The organism is Cohaesibacter haloalkalitolerans, from assembly GCF_003574655.1.
Classification (GTDB): domain Bacteria; phylum Pseudomonadota; class Alphaproteobacteria; order Rhizobiales; family Cohaesibacteraceae; genus Cohaesibacter; species Cohaesibacter haloalkalitolerans.
In genome coordinates this window covers 346,154-367,625 of sequence record NZ_QNUM01000003.1, presented here as the reverse complement: position 1 = coordinate 367,625, position 21,472 = coordinate 346,154, and the positions used below count along the sequence as shown (strand labels likewise).

The following is a 21,472-nucleotide window of genomic DNA, read 5'->3' as shown; positions in this document are numbered from 1 at the left end:
AAAGCCGCCTTTTTCTTTGCCTGCTGCAATGTCGTGATTAACGGACTTGTCGTTAATCTTTGGCCGTTGATCTTCGGTCGTTAATCGCTGTTGGCAATCACGCCGATCGCCAGAATATAGGGGATCTGCTGGGGCGCCGTTGCGGCCAGACCAAGAAGCTGGGCCAGAGGAACCGGACTGGACGGGCTCAGGCTCACTTTCAGGCTCTTCGGGTCGTTGAAGAAACGGTCGACTTCCGCGCCGACAGAATCGGCAAATGCCGGTTCGGTGAAGCCGCTGATCATAGCCTTGACCTGCATGCCGGCCATGCTCCGGATCTGGTCCGGCCCCATTCCCATGGCGCCACCGGCAAGATTGATCAACTCGTTGAGCCCACCCAGATCCTTAAGGGTCAGGGCAGCGGGCAACACGGTCCCCGTGGCCATGATGGCCTGCGCGGTTTCCGGCTTGTCCAGATAGTCACGCATGACACCGCCGACGCCCATGTTGCCATAGAGGGCGGCGACGCCCGGCAGTTCCAGATTGAGCGGATTGACCATGTAGGTCTGGCTTTCATCATCCCAGATGAGGCTCAGCTCTTCATTGACCGTGAGGGCATCGAGACCAAGCTGATCAAGGAATACGCTGGCCAGCGGGTGCTTGATCAGGGCTTTTGAAACCTTCAGATTGTCGATCTTTGTCGAGATTTCGACCGGAACGGCCAGTCCGGCGCGGTCATAGCGGATGCTGGCGCCATTGGCACTCACCGCATTGCCCTCCTGATCTGTATAGTCGAGGCCGGACAGGGCAAGGGTCATCGCGTTCGGGGCAAGCTTGGCCACGTCGCTGCCCTCCGGCTCCTTGTCTTCCATGATCGATTGCCACATGACGCGCTCGATGTCCTGGTAGTCGGCAAACTCGAGTTCATCGATGGCCAGACGGCCAAGCTTGAGGGTGATGGACGGCGGCCCGGCATAGGTCATGCCCGAGATGGAGGATTCCTTGATGCCATAGCTGCTGACGCCGGCCTGTCGGATGGTGTCAAAGCTGAACTGCGCATTCTGGCCCACATACGGACCATCAGGTATCTTGATCTGGACATCGGTTCTGCCCAGCTCGGAAAGTCCAAGGGAGAAGCTCCGGAGGAGATCGAAGCCAGCTGTCATCAGCGCCTTCTGGTCCTCTTCGGACAGGTCGTCCGGGTTGATATCCTGAGCAATCATCTTGTCCAGCAGCGGCACGAGATAGGTAGCTGGCTGCTTGACGGTGATGTCCGACTGGACGGCGGGTCCGATCTTGACCTCGGCGAGATTGGGGATGGTCAGGTTGGCACCGGCCATTTCAATCTTTTTCAGCGCGTCTCTGGTCCCCTCGATGGTTGGGGCGTTGGGGTCGATTGCGCTCCATAGGGCGCCGATGTCATAGCCATCGTAACGGGTCTTGTCGATCGAGTAGGTAATGTGGACCGGCTGATCTTCCGTCTGATTTGCGGCCTGATCTGCCTTTGCGGGAAGACTGCCCTTGTCATCGATGATCATGTCCGTCTTCTGATTGGCAACTTCATAGCTGCCGATCCTGCCGTTGTGGACATCTGACACGGACATCGGGCCGGTTTCAGTTGTCTGGATCGGGTCCTGAGATCCGGCCATATACTGCTTGATGACCATCCCGTCGAGGGTGGTTTCATCGTAGCCTGATTGCAGCAGCAACGGGCGCACATAGTCCAGTACGCTGCCGATCGGACGCGACGGCGCGATCTTGAACTCACCAAGGAATGGGGAATAGGCCGCTGTCATGGTGGACTTGCCAAGCGATTGCAACTCGATCCGTGTGTCGTCAGCCGTTCCCGGAGAATCGAAATCCATTGCACCGCTCAAGGTGTCGATCGTGAGGGTGTCGTAGGCCCAGCCCTGTTCCTGCATTTGAAGGCCGGTGTAGACCGCAGTGGGGATGGTGACCTCGGCGCTGATCTTCAGGTCGCTGTCGCCGTTGCTGTCGCCCGATTTTGACATGCTGTCTTTGCTGGCGCCGTCTCCCGCCTTGCTGGCCATGGTCTTCTTTGGCATCGGCAGGGAGAATGCGGTCTTGTACAGGAGATTCTGTACGGTCAGGCTGTCGGACGCTTCGTTATAGTGAACGGAGCCTGCCGTCACGGTCAGCAATCCGGACTGATTAAGGTCCTTCATGATTGCGTCCCAAGTCTTTTCGGCTTCGCTTTGTGCCTGTACGACAGCGGTCGAAACCAGAAGAATGCCCAGGGTCAGACATGAACGTTTCATATGGTTGGAGTCCCCCAAAATTGATGAGTATGCCTGTCAAATATCGGTATTGCTACAAACCCAGCCTCGGAAAGAGCCAAAATCTGCGCATTTTGCCGCAGGTTCCGGGCTGATCCCGCGTTGAACCGGACGGCGTGATAGTCAAAACCCACTCTATCGTAGTTTTTACTAGTATTCAGTTGGTATTCTGCCTATTTGCAGGCGCTTTGCAACCGTGCTGCTGTAGCAATTTCTTGAAAGAATGCTGGTTGAGCATCAAGGCAAGAATATGGTTAATCATATGTTAGCGGTCCATCGCTACTCTCACTGGAGACTAACGGGAATCTTACCTTGAAGAATCAATTTCGCTCCATAATCCTGCTGTTTCTTGGCGTGGTTTTCGGCGTGCTGCCTCTGTTTGCCGCCCATATCGCCATGCGGGATTACGTCATGACGCGGGGTGAGAATTTTCTTGATCAGACAGCCCGGCGAACGCTCATGCGGGCAGAGGACTTTGTGCAGGATGCGGTTGATGTTCTTTCCACCCTTCCGCACTATCGGGTTCCTGTCTGTGATGATGCGCTGAGAGAGAGCTTTCGTGTCATGATGATGCGCCATATGGCGATCCATGATGTGGGGCTGCTCTATAACGGCGAGTATATGTATTGCTCATCCATGAAAGGGAGTACCCATTTCGGGGCGGCATCCGAAGCGGTTCCCGGAGCGGTGCCCCATCTCAGCTTTCGGGCTGTGCAGGACGATCTGACGGAAAAGGACGGGCTGCTGGTGGAGTGGACCATTTCAAAGTTCGTGTCGATTGGAGCATTCATTCGGGTCGACAGTCTGGGCGAACAGTCCATGCAAACCGATCTGGCTAACTCCTATCGATTGTCGTTGAAGCTCGACAGCGGGGATGTCGTCACCAGCAGCACCCCGGAAAGCCGACTGCAGGAGAGGGCGCCTTTCTACAAGTTCGCCGCTTCGGAAGACCTGACACGAGATCTGATTGAGCGGGAGGTCAATTCAACTCGCTATCCACTGGTCGTTTCGGTTGCGGTTCCATTTCATGCCGTGTGGGAATCCTATGACGGGGTGATCAATGTGATGGATGCGTTTGGCATCTTCACTGGCGGGCTCATCATGATCCTGTTCGTGCGCATGGCAGTGCGCAAACCCGACCCCTATGTCAGTCTTGAAAAAGCGATCCGCCGCAAGGAATTTGTGCCCTATTACCAGCCGATTCTGGATATCCAGAGCGGGCGTCTGGCCGGCTGCGAAGTGCTGGTTCGCTGGCGTAAGCCCGATGGGACTGTTGTCTCGCCGGGGCATTTCATCGACATGGCCGAATCCACCGGTCTGGCGTTGCCGATGACCGCGCTGCTGATGGAACAGGTGGCCAAGGATCTGTCTGTGAGCTATGCCGACCATCCTGATCTGAAGGTTGCCATCAATCTGTTCAACCGGCATTTCGATGATCTGGCAATTGTCCGGGAGGCAGAGCAGGTTTTCGGAAATTCCGGCGTCCGGTTCAGTCAGCTTGTGTTTGAGGTCACAGAACGTCTGCCGCTCGAGAATCTTGATCGCGCCAGAGCCATCATTGTGCGCATGCAGGAATTGGGGATTCGCGTGGCGCTGGATGATGCCGGTACTGGCCATGGCGGCTTTGCCTATCTGCAGAAGCTGGGAATGGACATTATCAAGATCGACAAGTTGTTTGTCGACACCATCACTGCTGACAGCAAACATGTTCCTATCATTGATTCTCTCAGCCAGATGGCCAAGGGTATGAACATGGTGGTGGTTGCCGAGGGCGTGGAAACGGACGAGCAACTGGACTATCTGCGGCGGTCCGGTATCGATGAGGCGCAGGGCTTCCTGTTCTCACCGGCCTTGCCCGCCTCGGCCTATCTGCAACTGGTCGATGCGCTGGGGGGTGTGCACCGGCGGAAGGCCATTGAAGACGGTCCGGACCGACGCAAGGCGGACCTCGCTTCCTGAGCTCTCTGCATGGGGCGGAGGGCGCTACCCCGTCTGTTCATCCCTTGGAATTGCTTCTGCTTCTTGCTGGTTGTGACAACTGCCAAAGTGCCGGGAAAGTTGGATAAGTTTCAAAAAAATCAACAGAATTTTCACTGATTTATGGTCAAATCGGCTCGATTTACCTTGGCGAGGCGACATGATCAGAAATGCCAGAAAAATGGCCGGATACACGCTATTGGCTGCTGCTGTGGCGGGGATGCTTACCACCGGTATGCAATATGTCATGCGCTGGCAGGCCGAGAAGGATATCAAGGCTGATCTGACCATTTCCGCCGACCTGATGCTTGAGCGAGTGGAAAAGGCAACGGAAGCGGCCATCAACGTACTCAACGAGCTGGCCAAGTCTCCCGGACTTTCGTGCACCAGTGATCATCGCTATCGCTACAGCGAGGCAGCGCGCTCCACTGCATGGATTGACACCATTGGGCTGGTGGACCGGGCTGGCAATCTGGTGTGTACGGATCTGGGGCAGTCGGCCCGGCAGACCGGACTACTTCCGGCCTATCAATCCAATGGCAGGGACATCACGCTTTCGCTGTCGGCTGAGAGCGGCCAGGATGCCATCCCGTCGCTGCTTGTTGTCCGGCATGTTGCCAGTGGACGGCGGCTCGTGGCGCGGATACCCGGGGAATTGATCCGGCTTGATCCCGTGCGCAACGATCTCAGGGGCTATCGCTATGCCATGCTGTCACTGATCGGAGACAGCCACTGGTTCATTCTGGAGCCGGAGGAGTCGGGTGGCGCGTTTATTGACCGTGTTTCCGAGAGTTCCGAGTTTCTGCCCTTCGAAGTCCAGATGGCCGTTTCCGAGGCGGCCATTGCTGCAGTCACGCAGGACAAGCGGGACTTCATCAACCTGATTGGCGCGTTCATCGGTCTCATTCTGATGGGCATTGGCTGGCATTTCGGACGCTATCGTGCCACTGGCGCGGACATCATTCTGGATGCAATCGAAAACGGCGAGATTGTTCCCTATATGCAGCCGATTATCCATCTGGATACCGGTGCGATCATGGGCTGTGAGGTGCTGGCGCGCTGGAACAAGCCTGATGGAAGCGTTGTTTCTCCGGGGGAATTCATTCCGCTGGCGCAGAACTATCGCCTTACCCGCGAGGTGACCTGCCATATCATGCGGCAGAGCTGCGAGATGCTCGATCCGGTGGTGATGGAGGGGCAGGTCTTCAAGGTGGCCCTCAATCTGTTCTCGCACCAGATGATTGACGATTCCATCGTGACTGATATCGAGGATGTTTTCAAGGACAGCAAGCTCGGCTTCTCCAATCTGATTTTTGAAATATCGGACCGTGTTCCGATCCAGCATATGGATCTGGCCATTGACGTCATCAGCCAGATCCGCGCTCTCGGTGCGGAGATTGCTCTTGATGATGTCGGCTCAGGGCATAGCGGGCTCTATAACCTGACGTCGATCAATGTCGATATCGTCAAGCTCGACAAGCTGCTGATTGACGCGCTGGAAGGTGGTTTTGCCGGTCTTGAGCTGGTGCAGGGGCTGATTTCGCTGGCCAAGCGGCTCAACATCGGCGTTATCGCCGAAGGGGTGGAAACCGAAGAGCAGGTCATCCAGTTGCGCAAGATGGGGGTCTCAGCCGCTCAAGGCTATCTGTTTGCACCGCCGCTTCCCGGGGCTTCTTTCTGCGAGTTGATGAAAGTGGCAAGGCGCCGCAAGGATGAGGTCAGCAAGCCACCCGAGGGATTGGAGTCCGGCTCAGATGCAGAAAAGGCAGCGTGACGCTGCCTTTTTTATTTCCAACGAAATGAAGCTGATGCCCGGGTCCTTACTGGAACGCCGTCTCGGCGAAGCTGCGAAGCTTGCGTGAATGCAGCCGTTCAACGGGCATTTTGCGCAGGGTTTCCATGGCCTTGATGCCAATCTTGAGATGCTGCTGAACCTGTTGCGTGTAGAAGTCACTCGCCATGCCGGGCAGCTTCAGCTCGCCATGTAATGGCTTGTCCGAGACACAGAGCAGGGTGCCATAGGGCACGCGGAAGCGGAAGCCGTTGGCTGCGATGGTGGCTGATTCCATGTCGAGGCCGATGGCACGGGACTGGGACAAGCGTTCAACGGGTTCGCGATGGTCACGCAACTCCCAGTTCCTGTTGTCGATGCTGGCAACCGTTCCCGTACGCATGATGCGCTTGAGTTCATAATTCTTGAGGCCGGTGATGTCGGCAACTGCATCTTCGAGGGCAACCTGGATTTCAGCAAGGGCCGGAATGGGAACCCAAGTCGGCAAGTCGGCATCCAGTACGTGATCTTCGCGGACATAGCCGTGTGCCAGAACATAGTCGCCAAGGCGCTGGGTGTTGCGCAGGCCGGCACAGTGGCCCAGCATGAGCCAGGCGTGCGGGCGAAGTACCGCGATGTGGTCCGTGATGGTCTTGGCGTTGGATGGTCCGACGCCGATATTGACCAGCGTGATGCCGTCGCGGTTCGGGCGTTTCAGGTGATAGGCGGGCATTTGCGGCTGGTGGGCAGGGGCTTCGCCTTCGACCGGCTCGGTGCTGCCTGACGGAATAATCTGATTGCCAACTTCTACGAAAGCTTCATATTCGGTCGATCCCGAGGCCATCTGTTCTTTGGCCCAGTTCACGAATTCATCGATATAGAACTGATAGTTGGTGAACAGGACGAAATTCTGGAAATGCTCCGGCTTTGTCGCGGTGTAGTGTGCCAGACGGTGCAGGGAATAGTCGATGCGCGGCCCGGTGAAGGGGGCGAGGGGCACGATATCATCCGGACCGTAATGCTGTGTTCCGTTGACGATGGCATCATCGGTAATGGCCAGATCCGGCACATCGAATACGTCGCGCAGCGGACGGGACCACGTTTCGGGCAAGGCGCCTTCGACATTCATGCCATTTGGCCAGGCAAAATGGATGGGGATCGGCGTGTCGGATGGGCCGACCTCGATGGCCACGTTGTGGTTTGACAGCAGCAGCTCGATCTGTTGCTTGAGATAGTGGCTGAAGAGATCCGGTCGCGTGATGGTGGTCGTATAGGTGCCGGGGCCAGGAACGTGGCCGAAGGACAGGCGCGAGTCGATCTGCGCGTGCGTGTCGGTCGTCATGCGGATTTCAGGGTAAGTTGCGCGATAGCGTCCCGTGGAGGGAACATCATTGCGGGCGACACGCGTGAAGGCTTCTCTGAGGAATTCGGTATGGACTTCGTAAATATCCAGCAGCCGCTGGATTGCAGCCTCGGCGTCACGGAATGTTTCATGGCTGAAGCGATCCGGCGCGATCGTGGAAAAGGCTGTTTTCATTCTTTTCATTCTCCTTTTCCTCTGGCCTTTTCTGCTGTTTCGCCGAAAAGGTCAAGGAAAAATATGATCTGGGCAACAATAGAGGTGATTGTGTTGCATTTAAGTGTGCGACAACAGGCTTCCTACTGATTTGCGAAGACTTTACTGATGGTTATAGATAGTGAGGCAAGGTGATCTATGAAAATACCTACCTCTTTTCAGTTTTTTTACAAAGTGCAATTTATAGTGGTTTGAGTCGTGGTGTAATACGCGCGCTGTATGCGTCATTGTGGCTGAATTCCTGCCGTGCCGAAAGGGTTGTTCTTATGAAAAGACGCTTTTTGTTCGCCGGTGTTAGAACTCTTGTTTCTTGTGTCGGCTTGATAATGCTGTGTGGGCTGTCGGCCTCTGCGGCCTGTCTCGAAAACGGGGCCGGGCGCACGCTCTATATTCTGATGCAGAGTGAGAATGGTGACATTGAACGCAATCTGCCGGTTGGTGATGTCATGTGTCTCAATGTGGAAGAGAAAATCAAGGTTGACGCGAATATCCTGCCCTATGGCGGCGCGCGCTTTGGTTGCCGTTTCAAACTGAAAGGCAAGGAGCAGTTCGTCATCACCGAATTTCATACGATGAACAAGTGCAAATTTCTCGAACTTGGCAGATAGCTCACTTTGATTTCATCGGAAATGTTACAATTGTCGAGCAGCTCTTTGGGCTGTATGCTTCTCTATGCTTTCGGGCATTGTTCTTTGTGCATTTCAGGGGGAGCGTCATGTCGGTCGAGTTTTTCATCACCTCACTGTTCATTGTGGTTACGCCGGGGACGGGCATGATCTACACGCTGCTGATTACCTTGCGCCGGGGCTTGCGCATGGGTGTGCTGGCCGCGCTCGGGGGTACGCTCTCGATCCTTTCCCACATGACTGCCGCTGCGCTCGGGGTGGCTGCCCTGTTGCATGCCAGTGCCATGGCCTTTCAGATGGTCAAGTTTGCCGGTGTCGCCTATCTGCTGTTCATGGCCTATCGGATGATGAAGGACAAGGAACAGTTCGACCCCGACCAGCTCAAAGGTGATGAGCCGCACAAGAAGACAGCGGTTGGTGTCATGCGGGACGGCATTCTGCTCAACCTGCTCAATCCGAAACTGTCGATTTTCTTTCTGGCGTTCCTGCCGCAGTTCATTGATATCAACACGACCAGTCCGCTGGCGGATATGGTCGTGTTGAGTGCCGTGTTCATGGCGATGACATTCGTGGTGTTTGCAATGGTGGCGGCTGCTGCGGCTTCGGTGAGGGACAAGCTGTTGTCGCAACCGCAGGTCATGACCTGGCTGAAACGCGGCTTCGCAGCAACATTCGTTGCGCTCGGGGCCAAGCTGGCTCTTACTCAGCGCTAGAAAACCTGCGCTTATCGTTTTGTTTCTTAAGAAATGAAATGGTATTCTTTCGTCAAAGCTGACGCAGGATGATGCTGGATGTCGAGCTTGTGATCAGCTCGCTGGCACCTATCCTGTCGTTCAATTTCGTCAAAGCATTGAGGTCCGGTACGGCGCAGCGCACGACTGCATCAATGTCGCCAGAGAGGGACGCCACTTCCTGCACTCCTTCCAGCCCTGACAGCCAGAGGAGGGCCTTCTCGCAGGGGCGGATGGCGATTTTGACAAACAGGATCGCCCGGATCAGACTGTCCCCTGATGGCGACAGCCTGGCATGATAGCCGGTGATCGTCCCGTTGGATTCCAGTCTGGAAATCCTGTCCTGTACGGCAGTTCGCGACAGGCCGATCTGTCGCCCGAGTTCAGCTGCGCTGATCCGGCCATCCCGTTCAAGAATTGCCATTATGCGCTTGTCCGTCTGATCCAACTGCATTTCCCTCGATTGGCAGGCGCATTCCGTCGGAACGCAAGTTTCCTGCTTTGCGCTTTGCTCTTATCATGCTCTCGGGTTGGCACAAAGCCCCGATGGACAAAGGATGGCATATGAGAAAGTTTACTGCGAGCGCATTCACCGGAACGAGGGCGTGGGAGGCCCTGGATATCGAACGCATCGAGGGTGCCACAGTGCGTCTTCACTGGACGGATGCGCCCTATCAATGGCACGTCAATGATGGCCCCGAGGTGTTTGTGGTTCTGGATGGCGTGGTCGACATGCATATTCGTCGGGACGGAGCCGAAGAGGTTCTGCGACTGAGGGCAGGGGATATTTTCCACGCCGAAGATGGGGATGAACATTTTGCCAGCCCGGACGGTCCGGCCCGGGTCCTTGTGATCGAGAAGGCCGGAAGCATCTAGGCCTGAGACTTGTGTCTTGCGCTCCTCGTGTTCTTGGCTTCTCAGGTGGGGCTGGCTGGCAGGCAAGGGCGCTTTGCGAGTCCAACTTTCCCGTCTTTCTGCCCATTTTTCCCAATCCTGTGCGATATCACCACCTTCTGGTCAGACCTGATCGGAAGGTGTTTTTGTATGTATTTCAATCCTCTGGCTGCATTTTGCGCCCAATCTGTTCCTTTGCTAAAATCGTCAAACTGTAATATTGTTTGACAATCTATCAATATGGCAATATGACATTTTCATCGTTCGATAGCGATCGAATTCATGGGAGTTTGGAGGAACAATATCATGAAGAAATTTTTGAGCTTGTCGGCGCGCCTGCTGGGGGCGACGGCCATGGCAGCCTGTTTGGGGGGAGCAGCCGAAGCTGCCAAAACATCTCTGACAATTGCCACGACGACAACGGCGGAATCCACGACGGGTGAACTCATCAAGCAGTTCGAGAATGACGTGCGCACCATGGGGAACGGGGAGATCGATGTCGAGATCTACTATTCCGGTTCGCTGGTCAAATCGTCCGAAACCTTTGATGCGGTGCGCAACGGTGTGGCCAGCTGCGACATGACCAACGGCAGCTATCAGACTGGCAAGAACCCTGCCTTCCAGTTTGTTGCCGACGTCATGGGCGGCTATGACAATCCGCTTCAGTTCATGTCATGGATCTATTACGGCGGCGGCAAGCAGGCCATCAACGAATTGTATAACAGCTACAATATGCAATTCGTCGGGGCCTTCATGGGTGGCCAGGAATCGCTGGTGTCCTCGCGTCCGCTGAATGGCGTGAAGGATCTGGAAGGTTTCAAGTTCCGTTCTCCTCCGGGGATGGAATCGGAAATTTTCGCTTCTCTTGGTGCCAAGCCGGTCGTCATGGACTTCAACGAGATCTTCACTGCGCTCGAAACCAAGATCATCGATGGTGCGGATGCTTCCACTCTGACCAACAACTATCGTCTGGGGTTGTATGATGTGGTCAAGGAGACCACTTATCCGGGCTTCCATTCCATGTCTGCCGACCATCTGGCTTGCAACAAGGATGTCTGGGATGCCATGCCGGAGGCGCATCGTCTCATTCTCGAGACTGCCATGCAGAAGCTTTCCATGAACCTGATGATGAAGACCCTCGTGCTGAACGGCGAGGCCGCAGCCAAGTCTCCAGAGGCTGGTGTGACGCTTCACAACTGGTCGGCCGAGGACCGCGCTACCTTCCGCGCTGCTGCCAAGGCTCGCTGGCTTGAGTGGGCCAAGAAGACCCCGGAAACCGACAAGCTCGTCAAGAGCCACATCGAGTTTCTTGATCGCATCGGTCTTGGGGGCAAGAAGTAACCGGTCGGCATTGGTTCTTTCGGCTGATGTCCCGACTTCAGGGGGATGTCAGCCGGTCTGGCTTGAACAGTGTTCTCATCTTGTCGATATTTGCAATGTTGTGGTCTAAAGGTAAGCATTGTATTGGTTCTCAACTATTTGTCTCAACTCTGTTGGGCGCGAGCGAAGTTGACGATCACCGAAAGATTGGCGAGGGAACATGTCCAAAGATATCAAGCAGAAACTGGCAATCAGTCCGGCAGCAGCGCCATTGCCACGCTATCGCGTTGTTGCGGATCAGATCGCCGAGCTTATTCGACAGGGTGCGCTCGAGCCAGGGCAGAAGATGCCACCGGATGTAGAGTTGGTGGAGCTGTTGCAAGTCAGCCGCCCCACCATTCGCGAGGCCATGATATCTCTTGAAATGATGGGATATGTGGAAACACGATTTGGATATGGAGCATTTGTTGCCCAACGATTGCCGGCAAAAGGACTGGGACTGATCGACAACTGCAGTTTTTCCGAACTGGTCGAAGCCCGTTACTGGTTTGAAGCCGACATCGCTGCGGTTGCTGCCCTGACGATTTCCAAGGATAAGCTCGCCGAGTTGCGGGACATTCTGGAAAGAATGAAAGAACCGGATCTACCTGTTCAGGAACTGGACACCTATGATTTCGACTTTCACATGGGAATCGCGCAATCGACGCAGAACAACATGTTCATTTCCATCATGGACCAGCTCTGGAGCGTTCGAGAACGCTTTCCGAACTGGGCCCGTATCCGGCGCCAGATTCTCGGGGCGAAGGAAAATATCGTGGCCGTGCAGAAGGAACATGAAGTCATTCTGGAGGCGCTTGAAGCGCGGAATCCTGCTGCTGCTCACAGAGCCATGCAGATCCATTGCAAGAGTTTCGGTGTTCCCTTCCTTGAAGAAGGGCTTGAAGGGGTGAATGCATCCGACAAGGATGACATTGTTCTCACGATCATGAACCGCTTGCACTCGCTGGAAGACTTGAAAAAGGAGTGATCGCAGCCCCTGAAGAATGAAGTCTGGTCTTCATTCCTGCGACCGTCCGTCATCACCTGGCTGCGGGCCTTTCAAAGGACCGGCCTGTTGCCACACAGGAGGAATGTGAGATGGCAAATTCTCACAAGGACGTTGGAAAAAAGCGGTCGCCGATAGACAGTCTGTCGTCCCTCTTGGGACTGGTCAGCATGTGGGGCGTTCCCGTCGTTGTTTGCGTGATCTTCTACGAAGTCACCATGCGCTATGTCTTCGTCAGCCCCACCTTGTGGGCCAACGAGTTGTCGCTGTGGATCTGCGGTGGCGTCTATCTGCTGGCCGGGGTCTATGCGATGCGCAAGCGGTCGCACATCCGCATCACCGTCATCTATGACGTTGCACCCCGCTGGCTGCAGCATGTCTTCGATCTCATCTCGGTCGCTCTGCTTGGCGTCTATGTCATGGCGCTCGTCTGGGGCAGTTACACCGATGCTGTCCGCAAGCTGATCTCGTGGGAAACCTTCGGCACGGCCTGGGATCCCCCCATCCCGGCAACGCTCAAGCCGCTGCTGCTGATCAGCTTCGTGCTGATTGTCGTGCAGGCCATTTCCAACCTGATCATGGACTGGAAGGACGGGGAAAGCGAAAGCTGACCCGGCCCTTGGCACCCCAATTCATTCAACCAGAATTCTGAAGACCGTTTCCGGACTGTGACCCCGCGCCTGTTTGATGCGCCGAGGCAGTCGACGGGAGAGTTGTGTCTTCTCATCAAAGGAGCCAGAGCTATGGACGCGGGTTTGATCTCGGCCGTATTGCTGATGGGAATGTTGTTTCTTCTCGCAATCGGTATGCCACTAGCATTTGCATCCGGTGTGCTCGCTGTCGCCGTCATGGCGATGAAATTCGGCGTGGGCATGCTTTTCAGTCACTTCGGCATGGGGCCACTCAATATCCTGGCGCAGCGCATCTATGGTGTTCTGACCAACTATGCGCTGATATCTGTGCCGCTCTTCATCTTCATGGCCCTGATGCTTGAACGATCCGGCATCGCCAGAGACATGTACAGTAGCCTCAACATGTGGCTGTCGCGGACCCGCGGCGGGATCGCCATCGTCACATCGATCATGGCCATTGTCATGGCCGCGATGTCCGGCATCATCGGCGGTGAGGTTGTTCTGCTTGGTCTCATCGCCCTGCCTCAGATGCTGCGGCTTGGCTATAACCAGAGCCTTGCCATCGGCACGATCTGCGCCAGTGGCACGCTGGGAACGATGATCCCGCCGTCCATCGTGCTGATCATGTATGGGCTGGTGACGGAAACCTCTATCCACTCGCTGTTCAAGGCCGCCTTCTTTCCCGGTTTCATGCTGGGGGGCTTCTACATCGTCTATATCATCATCAGGACACGGCTCAATCCATCTCTGGCACCGCTGCCGGAAATGGACGAGGACCAACTGGCCGGGCTTGAGAAAACCAAGTGTTTTGTCACCCTGCTTGGCTGGATGCTGGCGGTGTGGGGGCTGGGGCGTCTGGTTCACGGCGCTGCCATCGAGATCCAGAACGGCTTTGGTGGCCTGAGGCCGGAAGAATATCTGCCCTATAGCATGCAGGAGCATCTGGTTTCTCTCATCGCCCTGCTGATCGGGCTTGCAGGAACACGGCTGGTTTTTGGCCAGACGATCATCGCCGAAACATGGCGGATGTCCAAAGGTCTTGTCGCGCCATTCATCATCGTCGGCGTGGTGCTGGGCTCCATTTATGGTGGCATCACCGGCATCACCGAGGCTGCTGGCATGGGTTCGATCATCGTTCTGCTGATCGTGGCCATCCGCAAGGAGTTGAATTTCAGCCTCATCAAACAGGCGGCGAGCCAGACCTTCATCTCGACCGGTTCCATCCTGTCGATCACCATGGGTGCCACCGCTCTGGCCGGGGCCTACACCATGGCAGGCGGGCCGACCTATATTGCCAATCTCATCATTGGTGCAGACATGCCGACCTATGGTGTGTTGCTCATCATGATGGTGATCTTCCTGTTCCTTGGTGCCTTCATGGACTGGGTCGGCATCGTGCTGCTCGTCATGCCGGTATTCCTGCCGATCGTCGTGGAGCTGCCGCGCGCCGAACTTGGTCTGCTTGGGCCGATGGTGGATCAGGCGGCCATGGTGCCGATCTGGTTCGGTGTGGTCTTCACGGTGGCCATGCAGGTGGCCTTCCTGTCGCCGCCGTTCGGACCGGCAGCCTTCTTCCTGAAGTCCGTTGCGCCGCCGCACATCACTCTGCCCGACATTTTCAAGGGCTTTATACCCTTCATCGGCATCCAGATCCTGGTTCTGCTGCTGGTGCTCTTCTTCCCCGAGCTGACAATGCTCTTCCACTGATCCTGACGAACAATCGGACCGGCTCGATACTGAACCGGTCTGGCCTCCGGCCGCCATTGCGGCGCGGGTCTCTCCACATCAATGAGGTTTAAAATGGCAACCAGAATTACCAATGTCGTTGTACGCGATATCCGCTTCCCAACGTCGCGCAATCTTGATGGCTCGGACGCCATGAATGCGATTTCCGACTACTCGGCCACCTATGTAACGCTGCAGACCGACAGCGGCCTTGAAGGCTGCGGGCTGACCTTTACCATCGGCCGTGGCAATGATCTGTGCGTCGTCGCTGCCCGGGAGTTGGCGGAGATGTTCGTCATCGGTCAGACGCTTGAGGACATCACGGCCAATTTCGGTGCCTTCTGGCACAAGCTTGTGGCCGGTGACTGCCAGCTGCGCTGGGTTGGTCCGGAAAAGGGGCTGGTACATCTGGCGACCGCTGCGCTTGTCAACGCACTTTGGGACATGTGGGCCAAGTCTGAGGGCAAGCCGGTCTGGAAGATGCTGGTCGACATGAGCCCGGAAGAGTTGGTGCGCTGCGTCGACTTCACCTATATCTCCGACGTCCTTACTCCCTACGAAGCCATCGGCCTTCTGCGCAAGGCACAGCCGGGCAAGGCTGCCCGCGAAGCCGAGATGCTGGAGAAGGGCTTCCCGGGATACACCACCGCCGCTGGCTGGCTGGGCTATTCGGAAGAGAAGATGCGCCGTCTTGCCCGGGAAGCTGTGGCGGATGGCTGGACCCATCTCAAGCAGAAGATCGGTGCCGACATTGATCAGGATGTTCGCCGCGCCCAGATCCTGCGTGAGGAACTGGGCTGGGACCGTCAGCTGATGATGGATGCCAACCAGAACTGGGATGTGGATCAGGCTGTCGAGAACATGCGTCGTCTGGCCGAGTTCAATCCGCTATGGATCGAGGAACCAACCAGCCCGGATGACGTTCAGGGCCATCGGGCCATCAAGGATCGCATCAGCCCGATCGGGATCGCCACGGGCGAACACGCCCACAACCGCGTGATGTTCAAGCAGTTCTTCCAGGCTGGGGCTATGGATTTCTGTCAGCTTGATCCGGCGCGCCTTGGTGGTGTCAACGAAGTGCTTGCCGTTTTGCTGATGGCCGCAAAATTCGGTGTGCCGGTCTGTCCGCATGGTGGCGGGGTAGGGCTCTGCCAGTATTCTCTCAACATCGTGCTGTTCGACTATATCGCGGTGACCGGCTCTCTGGAAAACCGGGTGCTCGAATATGTCGACCATCTGCACGAGAATTTCGAAGAGCCGCTGACCGTCAAGCGTGGCCGTTACTATCCGAACCTGCTTCCCGGCTATGGCGCGACCATGAAGCTGGCGTCGCTGGATCGTTTTGAATACCCGATCGGTGCTGAATGGGCTGAGGACGCCAAATAGCCAGATCGTCTGGGACATGGTGGCGGGGCAGGGTCTGAAGGGTTTCGGCCCTGTCGCCACCAATCCGGTTCCCTCCCCGGAGCGTCAGTGTATCGGCGGACGAATCTTCGGATCCGGTCTCAATGATACACTGACCGCTCGGTGGAGGTGGGACCGGGAGAGCACCCCCGGATCACTCCATAGAAAAGCCACCGACCCTTGTAAAGGTCGGCGGCTTTTCTGTTTCTGTTTCAGGCTGCCAAAGTCTGACGCCAGCCCATAGGGAGCGCCAGAGCCTCGGATCCCGTGATCAGGAGCAACCGGATGTGGAACCGCAGGTGTCGCACTTGAGGCAGGTGCCGTTGCGGACCATGGTGAAGTTGCCGCATTCGCTGCAGCTTTCGCCTTCGTAGCCCTTCATGCGCGCCAGAGCGATCTGGTCAGCCTTGGTTTCCACCTTGCCAACAGCCGGAGCTGTGCTTGGCTGAACCTGACTGTCGCGCTTCAGCATTGTTGCGGTTGCCGACGGGATGGCGGCCTTGACCACAGGGGTTGCCGGAGCGCCATGGCTGTGGTCGCCGTGATCGTGGTCATGATCGTGATCATGGTCGTGATCGTGGGCATGCAGACGGGCATATTCCTTGCCATCCACCAGCTTGAAGCGCTCGGTCTTGCCGCGCAACAGGCCCTTGGAAATCGGCACTGGAACCTTGCCTTCGGCGCTGCCCTTGCCCGTCGAGGTCGTTGCGATATCGTCCGGGTTGACATGGGCGAGATCGTGGCGATCCAGATAGGAAACGGCCAGCTCCCTGAAGATATAGTCAAGGATGGACGTAGCATTCTTGATGGCGGAGTTACCCTGAACCATGCCAGCCGGCTCGAACCGGGTGAAGGTGAAGGCATCAACATATTCATCAAGCGGCACGCCATATTGCAGGCCGAGGGAAATCGCGATGGCGAAGTTGTTCATCAGGCTGCGGAAAGCGGCGCCTTCCTTGTGCATGTCGATGAAGATTTCGCCGATCTGGCCGTCATCATATTCGCCGGTCCGCAGGTAGACCTTATGGCCGCCAACGGTTGCCTTCTGGGTGTAACCCTTGCGACGATCCGGCAGTTTCAGGCGTTCACGGACACGGTGTTCGACAACGCGCTCGACAACACGTTCAACGATCTTCTCGGTGACCAGCGCAGCACGTTCCGGCATCGGAGCGGCGGCAAGAGCCTCAACGGCATCCTCGGCATCGCTGTCGTCGTCTTCCAGCAGCTGGCTGTTGAGCGGCTGGCTGAGCTTGGAGCCGTCGCGATAGAGAGCATTGGCCTTGAGGGCCAGCTTCCAGGACAACATGTAGGCGTCTTTGCAGTCATCGACCGAGGCGTCATTCGGCATGTTGATCGTCTTGGAGATCGCGCCGGTGATGAACGGCTGGGATGCAGCCATCATGCGGATGTGGCTTTCAACCGAGAGATAGCGCTTGCCGATACGACCGCACGGGTTGGCGCAATCGAAGACCGACAGATGCTCTGCCTTCAGGTGCGGGGCGCCTTCCAGCGTCATGGCACCGCAGACATGGATGTTGGCGACGTCGATTTCTTCCTTGCTGAAGCCGAGGAAGGCCAGCATGTCGAAATGCGGATCGTTCAGCTGGTCGTCATCAAGGCCGAGGGTTTCCTTGCAGAAATCTTCTCCAAGGGTCCACTTGTTGAAGGCGAACTTGATGTCGAAGGCGCTCTTGAGGCCGGATTCGATGGTGTCCAGTTTCTCGTCGGTCAGACCCTTGCCCTTCAGCGCGTTGTGGCTGATGGCGTTGCAGTTCTTCAGTGTGCCGTGGCCGACAGCATAGGTTTCGATGTCCTTGATCTGCTGCTCGGAATAGCCAAGCTTCTTGAGGGCATTGGGAACCGTGCGGTTGATGATCTTGAAGTAGCCGCCACCGGCCAGCTTCTTGAACTTGACGAGTGCGAAGTCCGGCTCAATGCCGGTGGTGTCGCAGTCCATCACCAGACCGATGGTGCCGGTCGGGGCAACAACGGTGGTCTGGGCGTTGCGATAGCCATACTGCTGGCCCAGTTCGAGCGCCTTGTCCCAGGCCGCAACGGCGTGGCTGATCAGCGCCTTGTCGTTGCAGCTGTCATGGTCGAGCGGCACAGGGTTGATGTCGAGCCCTTCGTAGCCGTCAGCGTTGCCATAGGCGGCATTGCGGTGGTTGCGAATGACGCGCAGCATCTGCGCAGAGTTGGCTTCGTAGCGTTCGAAGGCACCCAGCTCCTTGGCCATTTCGGCCGACGTGGCATAGGACGTGCCGGTCATCAGGGCAGAGATGGCAGCACAGATGGCGCGGCCTTCCTTGCTGTCATAAGGGATGCCGGAGGTCATCAGCAGGCCGCCGATGTTGGCATAGCCCAGACCGAGGGTACGGTAGAGATAGGAACGCTCTGCGATTTCCGGAGACGGGAACTGGGCCATCAGCACGGAGATTTCCAGTACCATGGTCCACAGGCGTACGGTGTGCTCGAATTCCTCGACTGCGAAGTTGCCGTCCGCCTGCAGGAACTGCAGCAGGTTGATGGAGGCAAGGTTGCAGGCCGTGTTGTCCAGGAACATGTATTCCGAGCACGGGTTGGACGCGATGATCTCGCCATCGGCAAGGCAGGTGTGCCAGTCGTTGATGGTGGTGTGGAACTGCAGGCCCGGATCGGCAGAGGCCCATGCGGCATAACCGATCTGTTCCCACAGGTCGCGGGCCTTGACGGTCTTGCGGATGTCGCCCTTGATACGACCGATCAGATTCCAGTCGCGGTCTTCCTTGACGGCGTTGAGGAAGTCGTCGGTGATGCGGACCGAGTTGTTGGAGTTCTGCCCGGCAACGGTCAGATAGGCGGCGCTGTCCCAGTCGGTGTTGTAGGTGTCGAACTGGATGTCCTTGTAGCCCTGTTTGGCGAACTGGATGACGCGGCGGATGTAGTTTTCCGGCACCTGCATCTTCTTGGCAGCGCGGATTTCGCGCTTCAGGGCAGGGTTCTTCTGCGGATCGAAGCATTCATCGTTGGAACCCTGGCAGTTGACGCAGGCCTTCATGATTGCCTTGAGGTGCTTGGAAACGATCTTGGAGCCGGTCACAAGAGCGGCTACCTTCTCTTCTTCCTTCACCTTCCAGTTGATGTAGGCTTCGATATCCGGATGGTCGATGTCGACGACAACCATCTTGGCTGCGCGGCGGGTGGTGCCGCCGGACTTGATCGCGCCAGCAGCACGGTCGCCGATTTTCAGGAAGGACATCAGGCCGGAAGACTTGCCACCGCCGGAAAGCGGTTCGCCTTCGGAACGCAGGGACGAGAAGTTGGTGCCTGTGCCAGAGCCGTATTTGAACAGGCGGGCTTCACGCACCCACAGATCCATGATGCCGCCTTCGTTGACCAGATCATCGGAGATGGACTGGATGAAGCAGGCATGCGGCTGCGGATGCTCGTAGGCTGAGGCAGAGCGGGTTAGGCGGCCGGTTTCGAAATCGACATAATGGTGACCCTGGCTCGGGCCGTCGATGCCATAGGCCCAATGCAGGCCGGTGTTGAACCATTGCGGAGAGTTCGGGGCGACGCGCTGGGTGCAGAGCATGTAGCGCAGTTCGTCATAAAAGGCGCGGGCGTCGGCGTCGGTGTCGAAATAGCCACCTTTCCAGCCCCAATAGGTCCAGGTGCCGGCGAGACGGTCGAACACCTGCTGGGAAGACATTTCCGGGCCATAGCGTTCTTCTTCCGGCAGAGCGGCCAATGCTTCTTCGTCAGCGACGGAGCGCCACAGCCAGGAAGGAACGGAATTTTCTTCAACGCGTTTCAGTGCGGCAGGGATACCGGCCTTGCGGAAATATTTCTGGGCGAGAATATCGGCAGCCACCTGGGACCAGGCTACTGGCACATCAATATTCTCCAGACGAAAGACGATAGACCCGTCGGGATTGCGAATTTCACTAGTAGCCTTACGAAACTCGATAGATTCGTATGCTGATTTTCCTTCAGTGGTATAGCGCCGCTCTACACGCATCTTTTATAACCCCTTCGCAAAGGTAATGCTGGTCTCTCGCTGTGAGATCAGCCGGTGGTTGGTGCAAGACATCGGAATTCCTGGCCTCGGAACGGCCGAAATCCTGCCGGAGTTTTGAGTCAGCCCCACGAGCGAATCGTGGCACAATGAACTTGTCTTGCAGACACCAGTAGATCGAGGATAGGTTAACAAAATCTATATATGGTGTCTACGTTGTCAGGGCAATGTCTATATGTTGTGTCTCTCTGTTTTCCTGTCCAGATTTTAGCGCACAAAATTGCGCGACCAGAAATCTTCAACAAACACAGCGCTAGCCGCTGCTCGTGTCAGATTTTGATCATGCTACTGTACGAAAATGTTGGAACAGGAAGTCTGGAGCTTTGAACCAGAGACGCCGCTGCCTCGACAAAACGGATTATGGATTCTTGAGCGAGTGAACGCAAGAAGGGCTATCGCTTGTGTCTGAAGATTTTCTGTCAATCTATATATAGTGTTTTTTGCGTCCTGATCAGGAACGGGAAAAATCTGCGCCTCACATGGTGGAGCAGTGGGGAAATTAACTTTTTCGGGCGCTTTAACAAAACTGTTAAAATTGAAGTCAAATACAACAGGCGATCTTGAACGCGAATTAATGGCTCTGTGTCATCCTACCCGCCGGACTACTAAAAAAAGACCATAAAACAGCAGGTTGGACGGATCCATGGAGCATCATGCCGCATATGGGCTGAGTATCGAATCGTTGGACATCGTGATCGTGGATGACTCCAAGTCGGTGCTTACGATGATTCGATCAATGATATCTTCGATGAAGGTTGCTCGGGTGCGTTCCTATGATCGTGGGGATGCCGCGCTGCACGCCATCATGCATGAGCCACCAAATGTGATCATAACGGATCTCAACATGGCGCCGATGTCCGGCCTGCAGCTGCTCAGCCTCATTCGTCGCGGCACCATGGAGCCGCTCAGCTTCATTCCTGTCATCGTGATCACCGCCTATGCGACGGAGCAGCGCGTGGCCAAGCTGTTTGAAACCGGGGCTCATCATGTGCTGGCCAAACCCATGTCCTCGGCGGCCTTGCAGCAAAGACTGCGGTCCCTGTGCAGCGACAAGCGCCTGATGCGCCTTGAAGGCGATCGCTATGTCATCGATGGCATGCATGAAGTGCTGGAGGAGAAGCGCTCGCGCTTGCGGTCGCTGGAGAAGGCACGGCAGTTCCATGAACAGACCTTGCCGGATGCCAAGAAACAGCAGCGGGCGGCCGATCGCATCATGCACAACCCACTAGAGCTTGAAGGCGATACGGCCACACCACACAGTCACAGCCCGTCGGGCTGGCGCGGCAGCAGCCTGACGCGGAAGGATTCGTCTGGCACAGGCACCAACTCACGGCCGTCGCGCTATGCAAGTGTTGGACGGGGGCGCCGATAGGTCTGCGCCTTCACTCCGTGCACCTTCAGTCCGAGTGTTTGTCTGGGCGGTCCATTCGTCTGAATT

The 21,472-nt window shown here is 56.4% G+C and carries 15 protein-coding genes; 11 read left to right on the top strand and 4 right to left on the bottom strand.

Features of this window, described 5'->3' with window-relative positions; all coding sequences use genetic code 11:
- Positions 1-80 precede the first annotated feature (80 nt).
- Positions 81-2,258, bottom strand: a complete 2,178-nt coding sequence (locus DSL70_RS09150; RefSeq protein WP_119307600.1) for a hypothetical protein — start codon at positions 2,256-2,258, stop codon at positions 81-83.
- 330 nt (positions 2,259-2,588) lie between these two features.
- Between DSL70_RS09150 and DSL70_RS09145 the strand changes: the two genes are divergently transcribed.
- Both DSL70_RS09145 and DSL70_RS09140 read left to right on the top strand, forming a co-directional pair.
- Entirely contained in the window at positions 2,589-4,235 is a 1,647-nt protein-coding gene (locus tag DSL70_RS09145) for an EAL domain-containing protein (RefSeq protein ID WP_119307599.1), read from the top strand.
- A gap of 178 nt (positions 4,236-4,413) precedes the next feature.
- Positions 4,414-6,027, top strand: coding sequence for an EAL domain-containing protein (locus DSL70_RS09140; protein ID WP_119307598.1), 1,614 nt, complete (start codon positions 4,414-4,416; stop codon positions 6,025-6,027).
- Positions 6,028-6,073: 46 nt separating this feature from the next.
- On the opposite strand, the gene DSL70_RS09135 is transcribed toward DSL70_RS09140, so the two are convergent.
- Positions 6,074-7,561: an AMP nucleosidase gene (locus tag DSL70_RS09135; protein ID WP_119307597.1), complete on the bottom strand. Its 1,488-nt coding sequence runs from the start codon at positions 7,559-7,561 to the stop codon at positions 6,074-6,076.
- A gap of 170 nt (positions 7,562-7,731) precedes the next feature.
- Between DSL70_RS09135 and DSL70_RS22225 the strand changes: the two genes are divergently transcribed.
- Both DSL70_RS22225 and DSL70_RS09125 read left to right on the top strand, forming a co-directional pair.
- Positions 7,732-8,208: a hypothetical protein gene (locus DSL70_RS22225; protein ID WP_162916497.1), complete on the top strand. Its 477-nt coding sequence runs from the start codon at positions 7,732-7,734 to the stop codon at positions 8,206-8,208.
- Between the two features lie 107 nt (positions 8,209-8,315).
- A complete protein-coding gene (locus DSL70_RS09125; protein ID WP_119307595.1) occupies positions 8,316-8,939 on the top strand; it encodes a LysE family translocator in 624 nt (207 codons plus the stop codon).
- 52 nt (positions 8,940-8,991) lie between these two features.
- Here DSL70_RS09125 and DSL70_RS09120 read toward each other — a convergent pair whose 3' ends face one another.
- Positions 8,992-9,411 carry an Lrp/AsnC family transcriptional regulator gene (locus tag DSL70_RS09120; protein ID WP_119307594.1) on the bottom strand — a complete coding sequence of 140 codons (420 nt, stop codon included), beginning with the start codon at positions 9,409-9,411 and terminating at the stop codon, positions 8,992-8,994.
- A gap of 110 nt (positions 9,412-9,521) precedes the next feature.
- On the opposite strand from DSL70_RS09120, the gene DSL70_RS09115 reads away from it, so the two are divergent.
- From DSL70_RS09115 to DSL70_RS09090, 6 genes are all read left to right on the top strand, one after another.
- Positions 9,522-9,833, top strand: a complete 312-nt coding sequence (locus DSL70_RS09115; RefSeq protein ID WP_119307893.1) for a cupin domain-containing protein — start codon at positions 9,522-9,524, stop codon at positions 9,831-9,833.
- Between the two features lie 324 nt (positions 9,834-10,157).
- A complete protein-coding gene (locus DSL70_RS09110) occupies positions 10,158-11,192 on the top strand; it encodes a TRAP transporter substrate-binding protein (protein WP_119307593.1) in 1,035 nt (344 codons plus the stop codon).
- 199 nt (positions 11,193-11,391) lie between these two features.
- Positions 11,392-12,198 (top strand): FadR/GntR family transcriptional regulator, encoded by an 807-nt coding sequence (locus DSL70_RS09105; protein ID WP_119307592.1) that lies wholly within the window; start codon positions 11,392-11,394, stop codon positions 12,196-12,198.
- Between the two features lie 110 nt (positions 12,199-12,308).
- Positions 12,309-12,827 (top strand): TRAP transporter small permease subunit, encoded by a 519-nt coding sequence (locus DSL70_RS09100; RefSeq protein WP_119307591.1) that lies wholly within the window; start codon positions 12,309-12,311, stop codon positions 12,825-12,827.
- A 132-nt stretch (positions 12,828-12,959) separates the two neighbouring features.
- Positions 12,960-14,555, top strand: coding sequence for a TRAP transporter large permease (locus tag DSL70_RS09095; protein WP_119307590.1), 1,596 nt, complete (start codon positions 12,960-12,962; stop codon positions 14,553-14,555).
- A gap of 93 nt (positions 14,556-14,648) precedes the next feature.
- Positions 14,649-15,959, top strand: a complete 1,311-nt coding sequence (locus DSL70_RS09090; protein ID WP_119307589.1) for an enolase C-terminal domain-like protein — start codon at positions 14,649-14,651, stop codon at positions 15,957-15,959.
- Positions 15,960-16,248: 289 nt separating this feature from the next.
- On the opposite strand, the gene DSL70_RS09085 is transcribed toward DSL70_RS09090, so the two are convergent.
- Positions 16,249-19,977 carry a vitamin B12-dependent ribonucleotide reductase gene (locus DSL70_RS09085; RefSeq protein ID WP_119307588.1) on the bottom strand — a complete coding sequence of 1,243 codons (3,729 nt, stop codon included), beginning with the start codon at positions 19,975-19,977 and terminating at the stop codon, positions 16,249-16,251.
- 700 nt (positions 19,978-20,677) lie between these two features.
- Here DSL70_RS09085 and DSL70_RS09080 point away from each other — a divergent pair.
- On the top strand, positions 20,678-21,406 hold the full coding sequence (locus DSL70_RS09080; protein ID WP_119307587.1) for a response regulator: 729 nt from the start codon (positions 20,678-20,680) through the stop codon (positions 21,404-21,406).
- Positions 21,407-21,472 lie beyond the last annotated feature (66 nt).